Genomic DNA, 15,426 nt, shown 5'->3' on the forward strand with positions numbered 1-15,426 from the left:
CCTTCACCAGCATCGCCTGCACCCTCATCTGCTACCGCAGACTCACCAAATGAGACGACTTCTAATTCCGAGGTCCTCCACCGAACTCGTCGTCGGTCGCGACCTGCCCAGGGAACCGGACGTGGTCACCGCCGAGATCTTCGACTGCGGGCTGATCGGGGAGTCGGCCCTGCGCGCCCTCGATCACGCCCACCGCGAGCTCATCTCCACCACCACACGCCTCGTTCCCCGCGGCGGCCGCCTCTGGGCACAGCTCGTGGAGAGCGAGAGCCTCCACGGGCTCAACCAGGTGGGCGTCGTGGAGGGCTTCGACCTGAGCCCGTTCAACGTCGCGAGCACCCGGGGCTACTTCCCGGCCCGCATCGGCTGTCATGCCCACACCGTTCTGGCTCCGGCCTTCAGGCTCCTCGACTTTGACTTCGATGAGCCACTCGCTCCCCGCACCCGGCACCTCACGGTCCCCGTCACCACGGACGGGATCGCGCACGCCCTCGTCATGTGGTTCGAACTCGACCTCGGCAACGGCATCAGGGTGAGCAACCACAGTGCGGGTTCCAGCCACTGGGAGCAGGCGGTGCAGACCTTCCCCACCCCGGTCACGGCGAGGGCGGGCACGACCGTTCGCCTCACGGTTCGGCACGACCTCGACGCACTGACCCTCGGCCTCGAACGGACACGGCTGTGATGCACCGGGGCAGCCTGCGGTGCGGGACGGCGGACCCACGCGTGACGGTGATCGGGGCGACGAGGAACGCACGTCTGGCGACCCGTCTGACGTACGCGTCGTTCCGTCGCCGTACTCCCGAACCCGTCCGCGTGCTCGTGGCCGACAACGGGTCCACCGACGGCACGCTGGACGATCTGCGGCGACTCGACTGGCTGACCGTCTTCTCCCTGGAGGAGCGCAGACGCTGGGCCCGGGAGGAGGCGGCGGAAGCGCGCAGGACGCTGGAGAAGCTGCGAAGGGACCTGGACGCGCTCGTCGCCGAGTGCCCGGCGGGACAGCGGTCCGTGCTCGACAGGCTCAGGACCGAGGTGGAGATCGTGGTCCCGGACGACGGCGAGCTCTGCCAGCACTCCACCGCTCTCGACTGGCTCGCGCCCCAGGTGGACACCCCGTACTTCCTGCTGCTCGACTCCGACGTCGAGTTCCTGTCCCCGGGATGGCTCGGCGACCTCGTCGGTTTTGCGGACGCCGAGGGCCTGGCAGCCGTCGGCGAGTTCGAACCCGGCCGGTTTCCCTGCCGGGACCGCCTCGCCACGTACCTGCTCCTGCTGCGCACCGACGTGTTCCGCGCGCTCGGCGTCCCCTTCCGCCAGGCCCTGCGGTTCGGCGATCCGCGTGAGGAGGAGCGGTGGTACTCGCGTGCACGCCACCACGTCCTCGATCCGTCCGCTTTCGACGGCTTCCCGTCGGCGGCCTTCTACGACACCGCAGCCGTTTTGTTCGAGCGGCTGCAGCGGGAGGGACTGCCGTGGAAGCCGTTCCCTCCTACTGTCGCGGCGAAGTTCCGCCACCTCGGGCAGATGTCGTGGTCGGCCGATGCGCGCGACGACTACGCCGGCGTCGAACTCCTCCGCGAGCACGTGCGGGTGGCCGCCGAGTATGCCGGTACCCGTCTCAGGGATCACTACGACGGCGGCCTGCCGGGCTGGCAGCCCATCTGACACACCGGCGGCCGGCGGCAGTCGGCACCGGGCACACCCGTGGCGGGCCGCCCGGCCTCACGAACAGAGCGTCGAGGTGAGGTCCGCGGCCGCGCGAGGAGGAACCAGAGATCCGAACAGCTCAAGCCGGCCCAGGATCTCGTCCACCTCGGCGACCGACAGTTCGACGTCGGGAACCTGCTCGCGCAGGCTGGCCCAGGAGATGAGGAAGACACCCGCCACGGTGCTGCCGTCCAGTTCGGCGTCCTCCGGTTCCCCGAGGACGCTGGCGACGAAACGACCGTCGGGAGCAGGCCGGTCGGTACGCCGGTCGAGCACCGTGTAGAGGTGAACGAGTTGTTCGGCCTTCGGACCGATGGCTTCCCGCAGCGGGGCCCGGGCGTCCGGGGACAGAAGGGCGGTGCCGAGGCCGAGCGGCCCGTAGACGCCGTGGAAGAGCCCGGCCGCGCACACGTCGGGGTCGCATCCCCAGGACCTCAAAATCGCATGTGTGCCGAGCAGGTGGTCGGACAGCGGTCGCCTGCGCGCCCGGCGCCCGGAGACGGCGGCCCGCCGACCGACGTGCGGGACCTCGTGAGCCCCGATCCGCTCCAGGAAGTCCAGGAGACGGGCGGGGACGGCCTTCGCGTGCCAGCCTCGGTGCAGCTTCTCGCGCAAATCCGCGGCCCAGTACGACAACACCAGGCTGTACCTGACACCGCTCTGCACCGGGAGGACGGAGTGGAACGAGACGTCGGACAACTCCATCAACACCGTGCGGTTGTGCACTGCCCGAACACGCACGGCGTCGTCCAAGGAGGACTGGGAGCGCTGGAGCATCAGCTCTCCCCCCGTGACCGGGGCAGCAGGGGACGCGAACGAGATGACCGCCCGATGGGTCTCGGTGAGATCGTGCGGCACATCGGTGTGTGTCCTGATGTACTGCCCCGCCACCAGTTTGTGCGCGCCGGCCTCGATGCGCCGCCGCTCGACCGGACGGCCGAAAACCTCCTCCAGCCGGTCGGCCACGCGCAGCAGCATCGGGCTGAGGCCGGCCGAGTGGGCGAAGAGCAGGTCAAGGATGTTCACGCAGCGATACTGCTCGTAGAGACCGGTGCGCTCGACGGTCCAAGAGCCCCGCTCCTCGAACCAGTCGAGGATCTGCGCCGCAATGTTCTCGTCGAGGAGTTCGTCGAGAAGAGCGTGCGGATACGGTTCCCGCTCAAGCAGAGAGGAGCCAGCACGGGAGGCGGCCGTCGTATCTCGCTTCTGACTGGTCATGTCCGCTCGGCCACCACGGGGTGCGCGCGGACATGACGGATGAAATCGGCTTGCCCGCAGCATCCGCCAAGAGGTTCGGGGTCATGGCGCGCGGCCATGTACGTCTCCATCGGACACCCTCCCCGGCACACCTCGACTTCGGGACACTGCTGCAGTGACGCCTCTTCCTCATCCCGCTCGGCGACGATCACGTTCATGTTCGGGCTCCGCCGGATGTCGGAGAAGTCCTGGCGCATGATGTTGCCCCACCGGTAACGCGGGTCGCCCAGCAGGTAGCAGCAATGGTTGACATCGCCGTTGGCTTCGACCGTGTACAGGTTCCCGAAGCAGTTGCCGGCGAATGTGCACGGCAAGGAGCCGCCGCGGGTCTTCTGCAACCGATTCCGCACCGTGGCGATCTCTCGGATCACGATGCCCTGGTCACCGTAAGCCCGCCACCGGTCGTACAGACCGATGAGGAACTCCGTGCGCTCCTTGGTCGTGATGTAGTGATCGACCCTGGTGCCGGACGGGGCGTGAGGCTGAGGCTCGGGCATGGCGAAGTTGATCCCGTAGTCACGGATACCGACCTCCTCCATGAAGTCGAAGAGTACGTCGGGGCCGAGGGCGAGTGTCCGCCGGTCCACCACCGAGATGACTCCGACACCGAGCCCCTCGGCACGGAGCTTCTCGTAGCCACGCAGTGCGCGTTCGAGAGTGGGCCGGCCGGCCGCGTCCACACGCTGAGCGTCGTGGACCTCGCGCGGGCCGTCCACGCTGATGCCGACGTGCCACTCATACCGGCGGAAGAAGTCGATCCACTTGTCGTTGATGTGAACAGCGTTCGTTGCGATCGAGTTAACGATGGGCTGCCCCGGGCGGCTGAAACGCGCCTGTACCGCCATCACCTTCTCGAAGTACTGGATCGGGACCAAGGTCGGCTCACCGCCGTGCCAGAGGAATTCGACCCCTCGGTGCTCCGGGTCGGTGAGTGCCGCGGCCGTCATGCGTGCGGCCACTTCGAACGGCATCCTCTGGTCCGGTCCCGACCGCCAGTCGTAGCAGTACGTGCACCGCAGATTGCACAGGCGGGTTACCTTGACAATGAGCCCGACGTCGCGCATCGCGCTGTTCTCCCTGGGGTCGGTCAACCTGATGTGGCCGGAGCCGCTTCGGTGTTCAGCGGCGGGTTCGCACGGATGTGTGCGATGAGGGGGCGCAGACCGCAGCAGTCCTCGCGATGCTCCGCGTAGTGCTGACGTGAGGTGTTCCGTACGTGGGGGCACCATCCATGGCACACGTCGAATTCGGCGCAGGACCGCATCCGCTCCCGGTCTTGGGCGCGCTCCTTGGCCCGCTCGTGAAGCTGGGCGTTTTGCCGGATGGCGGAGAATTCGTCGGTGTTGATGTTCCCCCAGCGATAGCGGGGGTCTTCTCCGAAGTAGTCGCAGTGATGGACGTCGCCGTTCGGTTCGATGCGGTAGACAACGCCGAAACACCGACCCGCCAGAGTGCACGGCGAAGGCGTTCTGCCGTGCAAGGACTCCACCAGCGCGGCCAGTTCCCGGATGTGGATATCCGGGCCCGTGTGCATGCGCCAGTGGTCGTACAGGCCGATGAGGAACTGGGCGGACTGCCCGGGATCGACGTAGTGCCGTCCGTCGCCGTGCCCGACCTCGCTGGCCAGGGCGTCCGGCATGACGAAATTGAGACCGGTGGCGCCGATGTCGTGCTCGACAAGGAAGTCAAAGAGAACCGCGGGGCCCAGGTCGAGGGCCGCCTTGTCCACGACGACCCCGACGCCTGGCTCGATCCCGTGGTCCCGCAGCAGCCGGAGCCCTGCGAGGGTCCGGGCCCATGTGGGGCGACCCGCCCTGTCGACACGGTAGCGGTCGTGGACGGCAGCCGGACCGTCGATGCTGATGCCGACGTCCATATGGTTGTCCGCGAAGAACCGCGCCCACTCCGGCGTGATCCGCGTGGCGTTGGTCTGAATGGCGTTCCTGACCAACTGGCCCGGCTGCCGAAAGCGGTCCTGAAGGTGCAGCGCCTTCTTGAAGAAAGCGAGGGGAAGGACCGTGGGCTCGCCACCGTGCCAGTCGAACCCGGCCGAACGATGATCGGGGTGGCCGAGTGTCCTGGCGACGAGCCGTGCAAGAGTTCCGAAGGACATGGTGTTGCCTTCACCCACGCGCCAGTCGTAGCAGTAGGTGCAGCGCAGATTGCACAAGCGTGTGGCCTTGACGATGAGTTCCACACTGGTCATTCCGGGCGCCGGAACTCCGTTTCGAGTTCACGGACGAGTGCTTCCTCCGAAGCGTCCAACACGTCCGCCTGGTCCATGCGCATGCGCTCGTGAAGGCTGGTGTGCCGCCAGGCGAGGTCTACGAGGATCGCGCGCTCCCTGTCGGAGAGTTCGGTGTTGCCCCAGTCGACCAGCTTGGCCGCGAGGCTGGCCGTTGTCTGCCGGTCCGGCTGCACAGTCGAAGTCGATTCCATGCTGTCCCTCACCTCTGTCGCTGAATGAACCTCACCCATGACGGGCCTGGGTCCTTGATGTACACGCGCTGTTCCGGGCCCTCCTGCTCGTACCGGAATCGGTACAGGAGGCTTTCCAGGGGCACCTCGATGCTGAACTTGTTGAACTTGAAGCCGCGGTCCTCAAGGGTCGACCTGTCTTGCTGGATGTCCTCGGGCGGAGTCAGCATCGCTTGCAGCAAGGCCTTCTCCTTGTCATCGAGGCCTGCGCTCCACTGCTCCAGCTTGCGGACAAATGCCGCGACCTCGTCTTGTGAAATGCTCTCGTGCTCCTCAGCCATGACGGCCTCCCTCACATGGGGTGGTGCGCCATCCCGTCAGCCTGCCCCCACGTCGGCAAGCAGGGACTCGACCCGGGCGGGTGCAATTGATCACACGTCTTAAGCATCTCCTAGAGGTGTGATCGACGCCTTGCTCGGCACGCTGGAGAAGGCGCGCCATGCGGGTGAAGGTGCAGGCGGATTGGCAAGGCGTCGGACGACCCGGGCCGGTCACGGGACCCCGCCGAGCTGGCGCTGAGGCTGCTGGACTGAGCAACACCTCCTGCGGGGAGGAGCCTCATGACCAGTGATGGAGGGACGTCACCTGCTCGTGCTCGACGAGCCGACCTACCAGCGCAATTAGAACGCCGACCGGTTCTTCCCGCACCTGCCGGGCACAGCCGAGCTGACTCGCGTCCTGACCGCAGACGAGACACGGACCTGACTCGCCCGCACGTCGACCGGCAACAGCACGAGGTCCGCGAGCGTGATCTGGACGAGTTCCGTGCCGGACACGGCAGATCCGGGTCCCAGCCCGCGACGAGGTGCGGGTCGGTCTGCTCGTGGCGTCTGCGCGCTAGATGTATTGATCACGAGCGTTGTTGACAGCGGCCGGGCTTGATCATGGCGAAGACCTCCGGTGTGGTGAAGGTGTCGAGTCTTCACCGCACGGAGGTCTTCGTGTCCCACCGTAATGCCCGGCTGACCGTTCACGGCAGGCGGCTGCTCGTCGAGCGTGTCCGCTGCGGCCGCCCCGTCGCGCACGTCGCCGCCGAGATGGGCATCTCACGAGCCACAGCCCACAAATGGATCCGCCGCTGGCAGGTTCGCCCGCATGCGCTCCACACGGGCCTTGACCCTTGATCCTGGACACACGAGACACTGGATCCTGAGGATCTGAGAACGGACATCTCGTGGTCATGAAGAACTATCCGCCACAGTTCAAGGCGGACGCGGTCGCGCTGTACCAGTCGCGGCCCGAGGCGACGATCAGGCAGGTCGCCGCCGATTTGGGGATCAACCCCGAGACCCTGCGGATCTGGGTCCGAGCGGCCGGTGCGAGCCGGCCCCGGGGGCGCCGGGCGGAGGTGCCTGCCGAGCCGCCGACGCCGTTGGAGGCGGAGAACGCAGCTCTGCGGAAGAAGGTCCGTGAGCTGGAGGAAGAGCGCGAGATCCTGCGGAAGGCGGCGAAGTATTTCGCCGGGGAGACGCGCTGGTGAACCGCTTCCAGTTCGTCGCCGGCCATCAGCGCCGTTACGGCGTGAAGCGGCTGTGCACCATCGTGGGCATCGCCCGTTCCAGCTTCTATTACTGGCGTCGGACGGCCGCGGATCGGGCCGTCCGGCAGGCGGCCGACGCCCGCCTCGCCGCCCGGATACGGGCCGTGCACCGCGAGTCGGACGGCACCTACGGCGTTCCCAGATCACGGCCGAGCTCCGTGAGGCGGGCGAGCGCGTCAACCACAAGCGGATCGCGCGGTTGATGCGGGCCGCCGGTCTGGCGGGCGTGCGCTTGCGCCGCAGGCACCGCACCACGGTCGCGGACCCGGCCGCGGCGAAGGCCCCGAATCTCATCGGCCGCGACTTCACCGCGTGTGAGCCGAATACGAAGTACGTCGGCGACATCACCTATCTCCCGCTGGAGGGCGGGAAGTTCCTGTATCTGGCCACCGTCATCGACCTCGCCTCACGCCGCCTGGCCGGCTGGGCGATCGCGGACCACATGCGCACCGGCCTCGTCATCGACGCCCTGTCCGCCGCCGAACGGACTCGCGGCAGCCTCTCCGGGGCGGTCATACACACCGATCACGGAGCCCAGGGCGGATTCAACTGGTCGTCGCAACACCTTGATCACGGAGGTATGCGATGGGACGAGACCGGAAGCAGAAGGTGGCGGAGGCGCCTGCGGGAGCGCGACGGCAGTGGGCGGCGGATCGGGCGATGCGACCGCCGATGCGTTCACCGGGTCGGCCGGAGCCGTCTCGTGCGGTGCAGCGCCACTTCTGGCGGCGGATCGCGTCGGGAGTGACGACGGCAGAGGCAGCGGTGGCTGTTGGCGATACGGCGCCGCTCACCGTGAGGTCATGCCCTCGGTCGAACACCGCTCCCACAAGGGCCTGAACAACCGGGCCGAGAACAGCCACCAGCCCACCCGGCAGCGCGAACGCGCGATGAAGGGCTTCCGCAGTACCGGTGGCGCCCAGCGGTTCCTGTCCGCGTTCAGCGGCATCTCACCCCACTTCCGGCCCCGCCGCCACCTCAGGACAGCCACCGACCACCGCGCCGAAATGACCGTCCGCTTCGTGATCTGGGACCAGATCACCGGCACTGCCGACCAGCCCACCACGGCCTGAGCACACGCCCGGACCCCAGGCCCACCATGCCCCGCCGCGCCGTCAGACCGTCACGTACCCAACAACGTGACAACGCCCTCGCCGGCCTTTCCACCGCGGCCTGAGCACAGGCCCGGCTCCCAAGCCCACCCTGCCCCGACGCGCCGTCAGGCAGTCACAGCCAACAACGTGACAACACCTTCAGCACCGTTCACGGTCGCTCAGGCGAGACCCGAAGCGGTCCCGGCACCGGTTGCCGGTCGCCCATGACCGCAGATGAACGCCCTGCCCCACAGCCCAGCACCCCCACCGACACGGGCGCACACCGTGTGGGTCAGCGATCAGGTGATCTTCGGCGTCCCCGTATGCGCCGCTCGGGGACGCGCATCGTCCGTCGCCATCCGGGACCGGCCCCGATGGGGACGAACGAACTGCGCTCAGCCCCGCGACCCGGCCGAGGCGTACGACGACTCGGCGCGCTCGCGTGTCCGAGCGCGCCCGTCGATATCAGGGCGGTCGGCGGCTCGCCCGGGCTGAGCCGCCAGGACGCGCTGGATCCGGCTCCGTCAGATCGCCGGTACAGGCCGATCCGGCCGCCGTCAGGCCACGTAGGTCGCGTTCTGCGCCGTGGCGACCACCTTCTGTCCGTCGGCCTGGGGGAGCAGGCCCGCAGACACCCATGAGTTCACCGTCGACTGCACCTTCGTCACGAGCGCGCTCTTGTTGCTGAACGGCGCACCGGCCCAGATCTCGTCCAGGAGCGTGGTGCCGCCGGACTTCGCCGGGTTGGCGACACCGGAGTCGGTGTTCCCGAAGACGACCTTGGGCTCGGAACGCCGGACGTAGGCGTGGGTCGGGTCCTCGGTGCCCTCGTGGAAGGGCGCGAACTCGGTGCTGCTCAGTGTGTAGTGGAGCGGCTTGCCCGCCACCGGTGTCACAGAGGGCAGCAGGTCACCGGAGAGCGCCGCGTTGGCGTACAGCCCGACCTGGAGGTAGCTGGTGCTTGTGTTGCGGCCGACCAGGTTGACCGGGCCGTAGAAGAGCGTCTGCAGGGACGGGTCGTCGAGCGCCTTCTCCACTCGCAGGCGGAAGGGGAGCGTGACGCGCACGGTGTCACCGCTGCGCCAGGTCCGGGTCGGGATCGTGAAGTAACTGCCGGCGGCCGGGGTGCCGCTGACCACGGTGCCGTTGACGGTCACCCGGAAGCCGCTGGTCGCCCAGGACGGCACGCGCAGCTTCAGCTCGAAGGTGGCGCTGCTCCCGCCGAAGGTGAGGGTCGAGCCCTGCTCCCTCGGATAGTCGGTGGTCTGGGTGACGGTGACACCCTTCTCGGACCAGGTCAGGGTGGTCGGGCTGTAGAGGTTGACGTAGAGGGTGCTGCCGTCGGCCTTCTTGAAGTACACGGAGTCCTGGTACTTGGTGGCGCTCTCCATGCCGGTGCCCTCGCAGCAGGTGGTGCCCTGCTTCGGCGTGTAGTCGCGCACATGACCGGGTGTCAACCCGATGAAGTAGGTGACGAGCGGCTTCTCCGCGTCGGCCTTGTCCTGCTTGGAGCCGAGCACCTGGTTGTACAGGGCCCGCTCGTAGTACTCCATGTACTTGGGGTCCTGGTCGTGGAAGAACAGCATGCGGCTCAGCTTGAGCATGTTGTACGCGCAGCAGGTCTCGGCGTTGGTGTCGCTGATCGTGCCCGCGATGACGCCGCGGGCCTTCCAGAACTCGCCCGTGCTGGTGCCGCCGATGCCGTACATGCGGTTGGGGACGACCATGTTCCAGAAGTTCTTGGCGGCGGTGAGGTAGCGGGTTTCGCCCGTCGCGTCGTACAGGCGGACGTAACCGGTCATGATCGGGATGTGCTGGTTGGCGTGCAGGCCGTCGAGCGTGTCCGTGTTCGCGGCGCAGGCGTCGATGAGCTTGTCGAGGTCGAACAGCTTGGCCAGGGCGAGGTGTTCGGCCTTGCGGGTGATCGTGTACAGGTCGACGATCGTCTCGACGATGCCGCCGAACTCGCCGCTGGAGAAGATGCCCCACATCCGCTGCAGCGTGGCGTCGGGCAGCTTGGACAGCCGGGAGTACATCCAGTCGCACATGCCGGACGCGAGGTCGAGGGCCCGGGCGTCGTCGGTGGCGAGGTAGGCGTCCAGCAGGCCCTTGAGGATCTTGTGCGCGGTGTAGTAGGGCGCCCACACCTGCGTGTAGTCGGCGCTGGTCCTCGTCTCCAGGTCGATGAACTGGGTCTCCGGGTAGGCGGCGAGGAAACCGGGGTGGCTGGGTCCGCCCCAGGTGCGGCGCAGGGTGGCGGTCAGGCCCCGCCCGGAGGCGTCGCCGAAGGTGCCGCCGGTGGTGGCGGCGAAGTAGTACGACGCGAGGTTGCCGAGCCCCGCGGAGGAGTTCTTGGCCTCGTTGGTCTGCATCGAGGTGATCTCGGCCGCGGTGAGGGCCCGCGAGTAGACGTTGAACTCGTCGAAGGCGCCCGCGAACACCGGGTCGGCGTAGTTCGAGCGGCCCAGCCAGTTGTTCGTCAGGGTGCCCAGCGCCGCCGGGTTGAGCGTCATCGAGGTGTTCCGGGCGACGGCGGTGCCGTTGACGTAGAGGGTGCCGGTGGTGCCGCTGATCGTGACCGCCAGGTGGCTCCACTGGTTCAGCGGCAGGGCGGCGGTGCCGTTGAGGGCCTGCTCCCCGCCCGCGCCGCTGGTGGTGATGGCGAAGCGCGGCACCCCGCTCCCGTTGCGGGAGGCCAGGTACATGTACCGGGTGGTGTTGTTGCCGAAGTCGAAGACCCGCTGCCAGTTGGCGTCGTGGGTGGGCTTCACCCAGACCGACAGGGTGATCGCCGAGGCACCGCCGAGCACGGCGGCCGGCAGGTCGATGTACTGGTACGAGCCCCGGACGTTCTCGTGCGCGCCGCCCCACTTGCCGGTGACGGCGAGCATGCGCGGATTGTTGCGCAGCGCCTCGCGCACCTCGGTGAGCGCACCGACCATGGTGCGGATCCTGTCGGCGTACGCCTGGTCGCCGGTGCTCGCGTACGCCTGCGCCAGCATGGTCAGGAAGTGGCCGGTGTAGTGGCCGCGCAGGTTGCCGTTGGCCTCGCCGTCCAGGCCCTCCCAGCCGCCGGGCGCGACGGCGCCGCCGGTGGAGAGCCCGGCGTTGGCGCGGAAGACCTGGAGCAGCCGGTTCACGTCGTATCCGCGGCCGTGGTCGAGCATCAGCTGGCGCTTGGTGGCGAAGATGCCCTGCCCGAGTCTGACGTCCTTGAGTTCGAACGGCCGGAGAGTCCAGGCGGAGGGCGCCGGCAGCGTGGCGGCCGCTGCCCGGCCGGCCGCGGCGTACGCCGTCGCCGGCGCCACCGTGGCGAGCAGCGCGGCCTGGAGGAGGGTTCGTCTGGAGAGGGCGCGTGCCATGCGTTTCTCGTTTCTGCGCAGGGCTGGAGACCGAGGCTCGCTGGGCGGAGACCGCGGCTGTTCGAAATCCTGTACAACGTACGGAGCTTCGACCAGAAGATAGGTTTGAGGCGCGATCACGTCAACGCTTCCGGCAGGTTCAGTTCCGGTAATCCGGGTGGGACGGGCGCCGGCGGGGCTCGAGGGCGGCGGGGTGCCCAGGGCTGTGCGGACGCCCGCGTGCAGCTGCGCGGCGTGCTCGGGCGGACAGGCGGCGAGGACGAGCTCGACGAGGCGGGGCGGGGTCGGCGGCCAGGGCCTACGGGACGAGCGCGAGGGCCTGCTGCCACCACTCGGGCCCGTCCAGGGCGCCGGCGGGCGGTGGGCGGTGGGCGGTGGGCGAGGTGCGCGGCCATCAGGCGGGTGTGGAGGCGGGCATCGAGGTCGGCCACGCGCCGGAAGTGGCGGGTGCGCTGGGCCAGACCGGTGCCGGCGTCCGCGTCGGCCGCGGCCACGTCCAGCACGGCACGCGCCAGCCGCGGCCCGCCGAACGCCGCGCTGTCACCGACGCGCACCTGGTCCAGGTCGCGTGGAAGACGACCGGCCGGGCCTGCTCGGGAGTCAATTCGACGGCGTGGGCGAGAGGTTTGGCCAGGACCGCCCGGACGGCGCCGACGTTGCGGTGTGCGGGGCCGCGGCGGCCGAGCCGGGGAGGCGATGCATGCCAGCTCCCGCACCAGCATGGCGACGTAGTGGACGGGAAGGCGGGAGGCGACCTGAAGGGTGATCAGCCCGCGCATCTCCTCCTCCGTCGCCACCCAGTCCGTGCCCGCCGCCTCGTCAGCCACCGCGCCCGCAACGTCCTCGTCGCCGCCGTCGAGGAGGCCGGCGGCCTTCATCTGGGCCCTGGCCCGCTCGGCGACCGCATCGAGCGCCAGGTGGCCGGTGTGCTCGGCCTGGACCGCGCCGGCCAGCAGTCCCTCCACCGCACCGATCCACTGCCCCGTCCGCTGGGCGCGCGGGACCGCGCGGGCCCACCGCGCCGCCAGGCGCAGCGTCGCCCCCGCCTCCACGCCGTCCCCGGCCCGGACATCAGGGCCGGCCAACGCGGCCTGGAGCTGGGCGGCGTCGACGGCGTCCCAGTGGCGTCCGGCCAGGCCCAGCAGCGCGTCAAGGGCGAGGCGGCCGGTGGCGGCGATCTTCTGGGCGCGCAGGACGCCGGGGGCGGCCTTGTCGGCCGGTGCGTTCAGCCAGGCGCGGGCGACGCCCGGGTCGGCGGTGGCGACGTGGTCGAGGAACGGGGCCGCCTGCCACCGTCCGCCGGTTGCCCCGTCCGGCATCAGCAGGTGAACCGCTCCGGGTCTGATGGAGGCTCGATTCCCTGAGAGGATCGAGTCATGGCACGTCCGTCCCCCTACCCTTCCGAGCTTCGTGAGCGTGCGGTGCGCATGGTCGCGGAGCTCCGCCCCAACTACCCGACGGAGTGGGCCGCGATGAACACGGCGCTCACGACGTCGATGACGCAGCTGCCCGAGCAGCTACGCAAGACCCTCACCTGGGACCGTGGGAAGGAACTCTCCGGCCACGCCCAGTTCGCTCTCGACACCGGGACGAAGGTGTTCTTCGCCGATCCGCACTCGCCCTGGCAACGACCGACGAACGAGAACACGAACGGGCTGCTGCGTCAGTACTTCCCGAAGGGCACCGATCTCTCCCGGTGGTCGTCCACGGACCTCGAAGCCGTCGCCATGGCGATCAACAACCGGCCCCGCAAGGTTCTCGGTTGGCGGACACCGGCCGAGGTCTTCGAAGAGCAGCTACGCTCGCTGCAACAGCCCGGTGTTGCAACGACCAATTGAACTCGCCCAGTACACGTCTTTCGCGTTCACGGCACACCACCTCGAGGCCGGCATCGACGCCTCGATCGGCACCGTCGGCGACGCCCTGGACAACGCGCTCATGGAATCCCAGATCGGCCTCTACAAAACCGAGCTGATCAAACCCCGCAAGCCCTGGCACGGCCTCGCCGACGTCGAACTCGGCACCGCGGAATGGGTCGACTGGTTCAACAACCAGCGCCTCCACACCGCGATCGAAGACATCCCGCCCCACGAGCACGAAACCAACCACTACGCTCAACACCAGCCCCGACCAGCGGCTGGAGTCAACGCATAGAGCCTCCACCGATCCCGGAGCGGTTCATTACGTTGTAATCACCTCCCAGGTGCGCGCTTGATGCGTTGCTGGGTGAAGCAACGGGAGGCATGCCTGATCAGGAACCTGCCTCGCTGACTATTGAGACCACGAGAGGGTCAGCAGCGAGGTGTTGGCGTGCTTGATGCAGGTGCACCCGGACAGTGCTGGGGCGGATGCTCAGTTGCTGCGCGATTACGGAGGCGGGAGTGCCGAGCGCCCACAGCCATGCGACCTGCCGCATGCGAGGAGGAAGCCGGCTGAGGGCGTCCAACAGGCGGCTGTTGCGGAGCGATTCGACAAGATCTGTGCCAGAACCGAGTTCTGGCAACGCCCGGGGGCTTGCGGTGGGAGCATTGACGTGCTTGAGGGATAAGGCTGCGATGGCGCCACCGAAGTCCAAGGTCGACTTGTACGCGGCGATCCGCCGTGATGCCCGGTCCGGCATGTCGTACCAGGCCTTGATACGTGAGCATGGAGTCGGATTCCGGAAGGTCAAGGCTGCGTTGGCGTCGGTCTGGCCGGAACCGTGGAAGAAGCCGCGGCCGCGCGGGACCCGCCTGGATGCCTACAAGCCGTTAATCGACGCGATGCTCCGGGCGGATCTGGATGCTCTGCGCAAGCAGCGTCGCACGGTCAAGCGGATCTTCGACCGGCTCCTGGACGAGCACGCGGCGGAGGCGGTGACCTATCCGATGGTGCGGGCCTATGTCGCCGACCGGCTGCCCCAGATCGCCGTTGAGGCCGGTCGCGGGGTGGTACACGCGTTCATTCCGCAGTCCCACCGGCCCGGGAGCGGCCGAGGTGGGATATTCATGCCGTTGAAGTTATATAACTGAGTGAGTATATTGAGGGTGTGTCTCTGCCCTTCGATGTATTGGCCGACCCCACGCGGCGGCGGATGCTCGGGCTGCTCCTCGGGCGCCCCCGTCTCGTGGGGGAGATCGCCCACGAGCTGGAGATGAGCCAGCCGCGGGTGTCCAAGCATCTGCGGGTGCTGCGTGACGCCGGGCTCGTCACAGTGCGGGCAGAAGCGCAGCGCCGCTGGTACGAGCTCCGCCCGGAGCCGTTGGCTGATCTCGACGCCTGGCTCGCGCCGTATCGCCGACTGTGGACGGAACGCCTGGAAGTGCTGGAACAACACCTGGAAACGATGCCCGACGTCCCCGAGGAACAGCCGCGTCAGGCGGCCGAGGAGCAGTGAAGCGATGAGCACGACCACCACCATCATTGACGGTCGGCCTGCCCTGCAGTTCGAACGTCACCTGAAGCACAGCCGGGAGAAGGTCTGGCTGGCCGTCACAGATCCCCGGCATCTGAGCCAGTGGTATCCGTTTCGGGTGACACAGCTGGAGCCGAGGGCCGGCGGTCGGATCGCCTTCGACGACGGCGAGGGCACGGTCTACACGGCCACCATCACCCACTTCGACCCGCCGCGGCTGTTCGCCTTCGACGAGCACGACCCTGACGGCAAGGAACGGGAGTTCGACGATCACCTCAGGATCGAGCTGCGCGACGAGGGGGCCGGCTGCCTCCTAGTGTTCACGCACATCATGGCCGATCCCTCGACCGCCGACAGCGCCTCCGGAGGCTGGCAGACGTGCCTGGACGAGCTCGAGGCGCAGCTCGAGACGGCTGGGTGACCGCCCGAGCCGGTGGGCCAGCCGCTGTCCGGCCGGTCACTGGCGAAGCCGGATGGCGACGGCTGCGGCGGTGACGGTGCCGACGTGCGCTCATGGGCTCTTAAGACGTCATCTCATTTGGCTGACTCGGTAGGCTATCGCCCGTGGGGATCGTTGAGCGGCTGGTGCCT

General features: G+C 68.4%; 15 protein-coding genes and 4 pseudogenes. 11 read left to right on the plus strand and 8 right to left on the minus strand.

What is annotated here, in order from left to right; genetic code table 11:
• Positions 1-49 precede the first annotated feature (49 nt).
• Positions 50-685, plus strand: coding sequence for an SAM-dependent methyltransferase (locus tag QNO09_RS38980; protein ID WP_283974971.1), 636 nt, complete (start codon positions 50-52; stop codon positions 683-685).
• A gap of 41 nt (positions 686-726) precedes the next feature.
• Positions 727-1,668 (plus strand): glycosyltransferase family protein, encoded by a 942-nt coding sequence (locus QNO09_RS38985; protein WP_283974972.1) that lies wholly within the window; start codon positions 727-729, stop codon positions 1,666-1,668.
• Between the two features lie 57 nt (positions 1,669-1,725).
• On the opposite strand, the gene QNO09_RS38990 is transcribed toward QNO09_RS38985, so the two are convergent.
• The 5 genes from QNO09_RS38990 to QNO09_RS39010 are packed head-to-tail and all read right to left on the minus strand — an operon-like array spanning position 1,726 to position 5,726.
• On the minus strand, positions 1,726-2,928 hold the full coding sequence (locus tag QNO09_RS38990) for a 2OG-Fe(II) oxygenase (RefSeq protein WP_283974973.1): 1,203 nt from the start codon (positions 2,926-2,928) through the stop codon (positions 1,726-1,728).
• Positions 2,925-4,031 carry a radical SAM/SPASM domain-containing protein gene (locus QNO09_RS38995; protein WP_283974974.1) on the minus strand — a complete coding sequence of 369 codons (1,107 nt, stop codon included), beginning with the start codon at positions 4,029-4,031 and terminating at the stop codon, positions 2,925-2,927. The genes QNO09_RS38990 and QNO09_RS38995 overlap by 4 nt, the downstream gene beginning before the upstream one ends.
• Before the next feature lie 23 nt (positions 4,032-4,054).
• Positions 4,055-5,173: a radical SAM/SPASM domain-containing protein gene (locus tag QNO09_RS39000; RefSeq protein ID WP_283974975.1), complete on the minus strand. Its 1,119-nt coding sequence runs from the start codon at positions 5,171-5,173 to the stop codon at positions 4,055-4,057.
• Complete coding sequence (locus tag QNO09_RS39005) at positions 5,170-5,406, minus strand: hypothetical protein (protein ID WP_283974976.1); 237 nt, start codon at positions 5,404-5,406, stop codon at positions 5,170-5,172. The genes QNO09_RS39000 and QNO09_RS39005 overlap by 4 nt, the downstream gene beginning before the upstream one ends.
• An 8-nt stretch (positions 5,407-5,414) precedes the next feature.
• Entirely contained in the window at positions 5,415-5,726 is a 312-nt protein-coding gene (locus QNO09_RS39010; protein ID WP_283974977.1) for a hypothetical protein, read from the minus strand.
• A gap of 660 nt (positions 5,727-6,386) precedes the next feature.
• Between QNO09_RS39010 and QNO09_RS39015 the strand changes: the two are divergent.
• From QNO09_RS39015 to QNO09_RS39030, 4 pseudogenes are all read left to right on the plus strand, one after another.
• Positions 6,387-6,530, plus strand: a pseudogene (locus QNO09_RS39015) (helix-turn-helix domain-containing protein); the annotation flags it as partial.
• 89 nt (positions 6,531-6,619) lie between these two features.
• Positions 6,620-7,523, plus strand: a pseudogene (locus QNO09_RS39020) (IS3 family transposase); the annotation flags it as partial.
• 47 nt (positions 7,524-7,570) lie between these two features.
• Positions 7,571-7,786, plus strand: a pseudogene (locus QNO09_RS39025) (IS30 family transposase); the annotation flags it as partial.
• A pseudogene (locus tag QNO09_RS39030) lies at positions 7,765-8,058 on the plus strand (DDE-type integrase/transposase/recombinase); the annotation flags it as partial. The pseudogenes QNO09_RS39025 and QNO09_RS39030, both read left to right, overlap by 22 nt.
• Positions 8,059-8,636: 578 nt before the next feature.
• Here QNO09_RS39030 and QNO09_RS39035 read toward each other — a convergent pair.
• The gene (locus tag QNO09_RS39035; RefSeq protein ID WP_283974978.1) at positions 8,637-11,441 is read right to left on the minus strand and encodes a beta-L-arabinofuranosidase domain-containing protein; all 2,805 of its coding nucleotides are present in this window, start codon (positions 11,439-11,441) and stop codon (positions 8,637-8,639) included.
• A 116-nt stretch (positions 11,442-11,557) separates the two neighbouring features.
• Positions 11,558-12,760, minus strand: coding sequence for a hypothetical protein (locus QNO09_RS39040; RefSeq protein ID WP_283974979.1), 1,203 nt, complete (start codon positions 12,758-12,760; stop codon positions 11,558-11,560).
• Positions 12,761-12,817: 57 nt separating this feature from the next.
• On the opposite strand from QNO09_RS39040, the gene QNO09_RS39045 reads away from it, so the two are divergent.
• Together QNO09_RS39045 and QNO09_RS39050 are read left to right on the plus strand one after the other, a co-directional pair.
• On the plus strand, positions 12,818-13,279 hold the full coding sequence (locus QNO09_RS39045; RefSeq protein WP_283974980.1) for an IS30 family transposase: 462 nt from the start codon (positions 12,818-12,820) through the stop codon (positions 13,277-13,279).
• Positions 13,263-13,595, plus strand: coding sequence for an integrase core domain-containing protein (locus tag QNO09_RS39050; protein ID WP_502962418.1), 333 nt, complete (start codon positions 13,263-13,265; stop codon positions 13,593-13,595). Before QNO09_RS39045 ends, QNO09_RS39050 begins: the two co-directional genes overlap by 17 nt.
• 97 nt (positions 13,596-13,692) lie before the next feature.
• Here QNO09_RS39050 and QNO09_RS40225 read toward each other — a convergent pair whose 3' ends face one another.
• Positions 13,693-14,061 carry an RNA polymerase sigma factor gene (locus QNO09_RS40225; RefSeq protein WP_502962419.1) on the minus strand — a complete coding sequence of 123 codons (369 nt, stop codon included), beginning with the start codon at positions 14,059-14,061 and terminating at the stop codon, positions 13,693-13,695.
• On the opposite strand from QNO09_RS40225, the gene QNO09_RS39810 reads away from it, so the two are divergent.
• From QNO09_RS39810 to QNO09_RS39065, 3 genes are read left to right on the plus strand one after another with little or no spacing between them, the layout of a single operon-like run.
• A complete protein-coding gene (locus QNO09_RS39810) occupies positions 13,997-14,452 on the plus strand; it encodes a hypothetical protein (RefSeq protein WP_349637026.1) in 456 nt (151 codons plus the stop codon). The two genes, QNO09_RS40225 and QNO09_RS39810, sit on opposite strands and share 65 nt — an antisense overlap.
• 17 nt (positions 14,453-14,469) lie before the next feature.
• Positions 14,470-14,817, plus strand: coding sequence for an ArsR/SmtB family transcription factor (locus QNO09_RS39060; RefSeq protein ID WP_283974981.1), 348 nt, complete (start codon positions 14,470-14,472; stop codon positions 14,815-14,817).
• A 4-nt stretch (positions 14,818-14,821) separates the two neighbouring features.
• Complete coding sequence (locus QNO09_RS39065) at positions 14,822-15,256, plus strand: SRPBCC domain-containing protein (protein WP_283974982.1); 435 nt, start codon at positions 14,822-14,824, stop codon at positions 15,254-15,256.
• Positions 15,257-15,426: the final 170 nt, after the last annotated feature.

The sequence above is a fragment of the Streptomyces sp. 378 genome, from assembly GCF_030124145.1.
Taxonomy (GTDB): domain Bacteria; phylum Actinomycetota; class Actinomycetes; order Streptomycetales; family Streptomycetaceae; genus Streptomyces.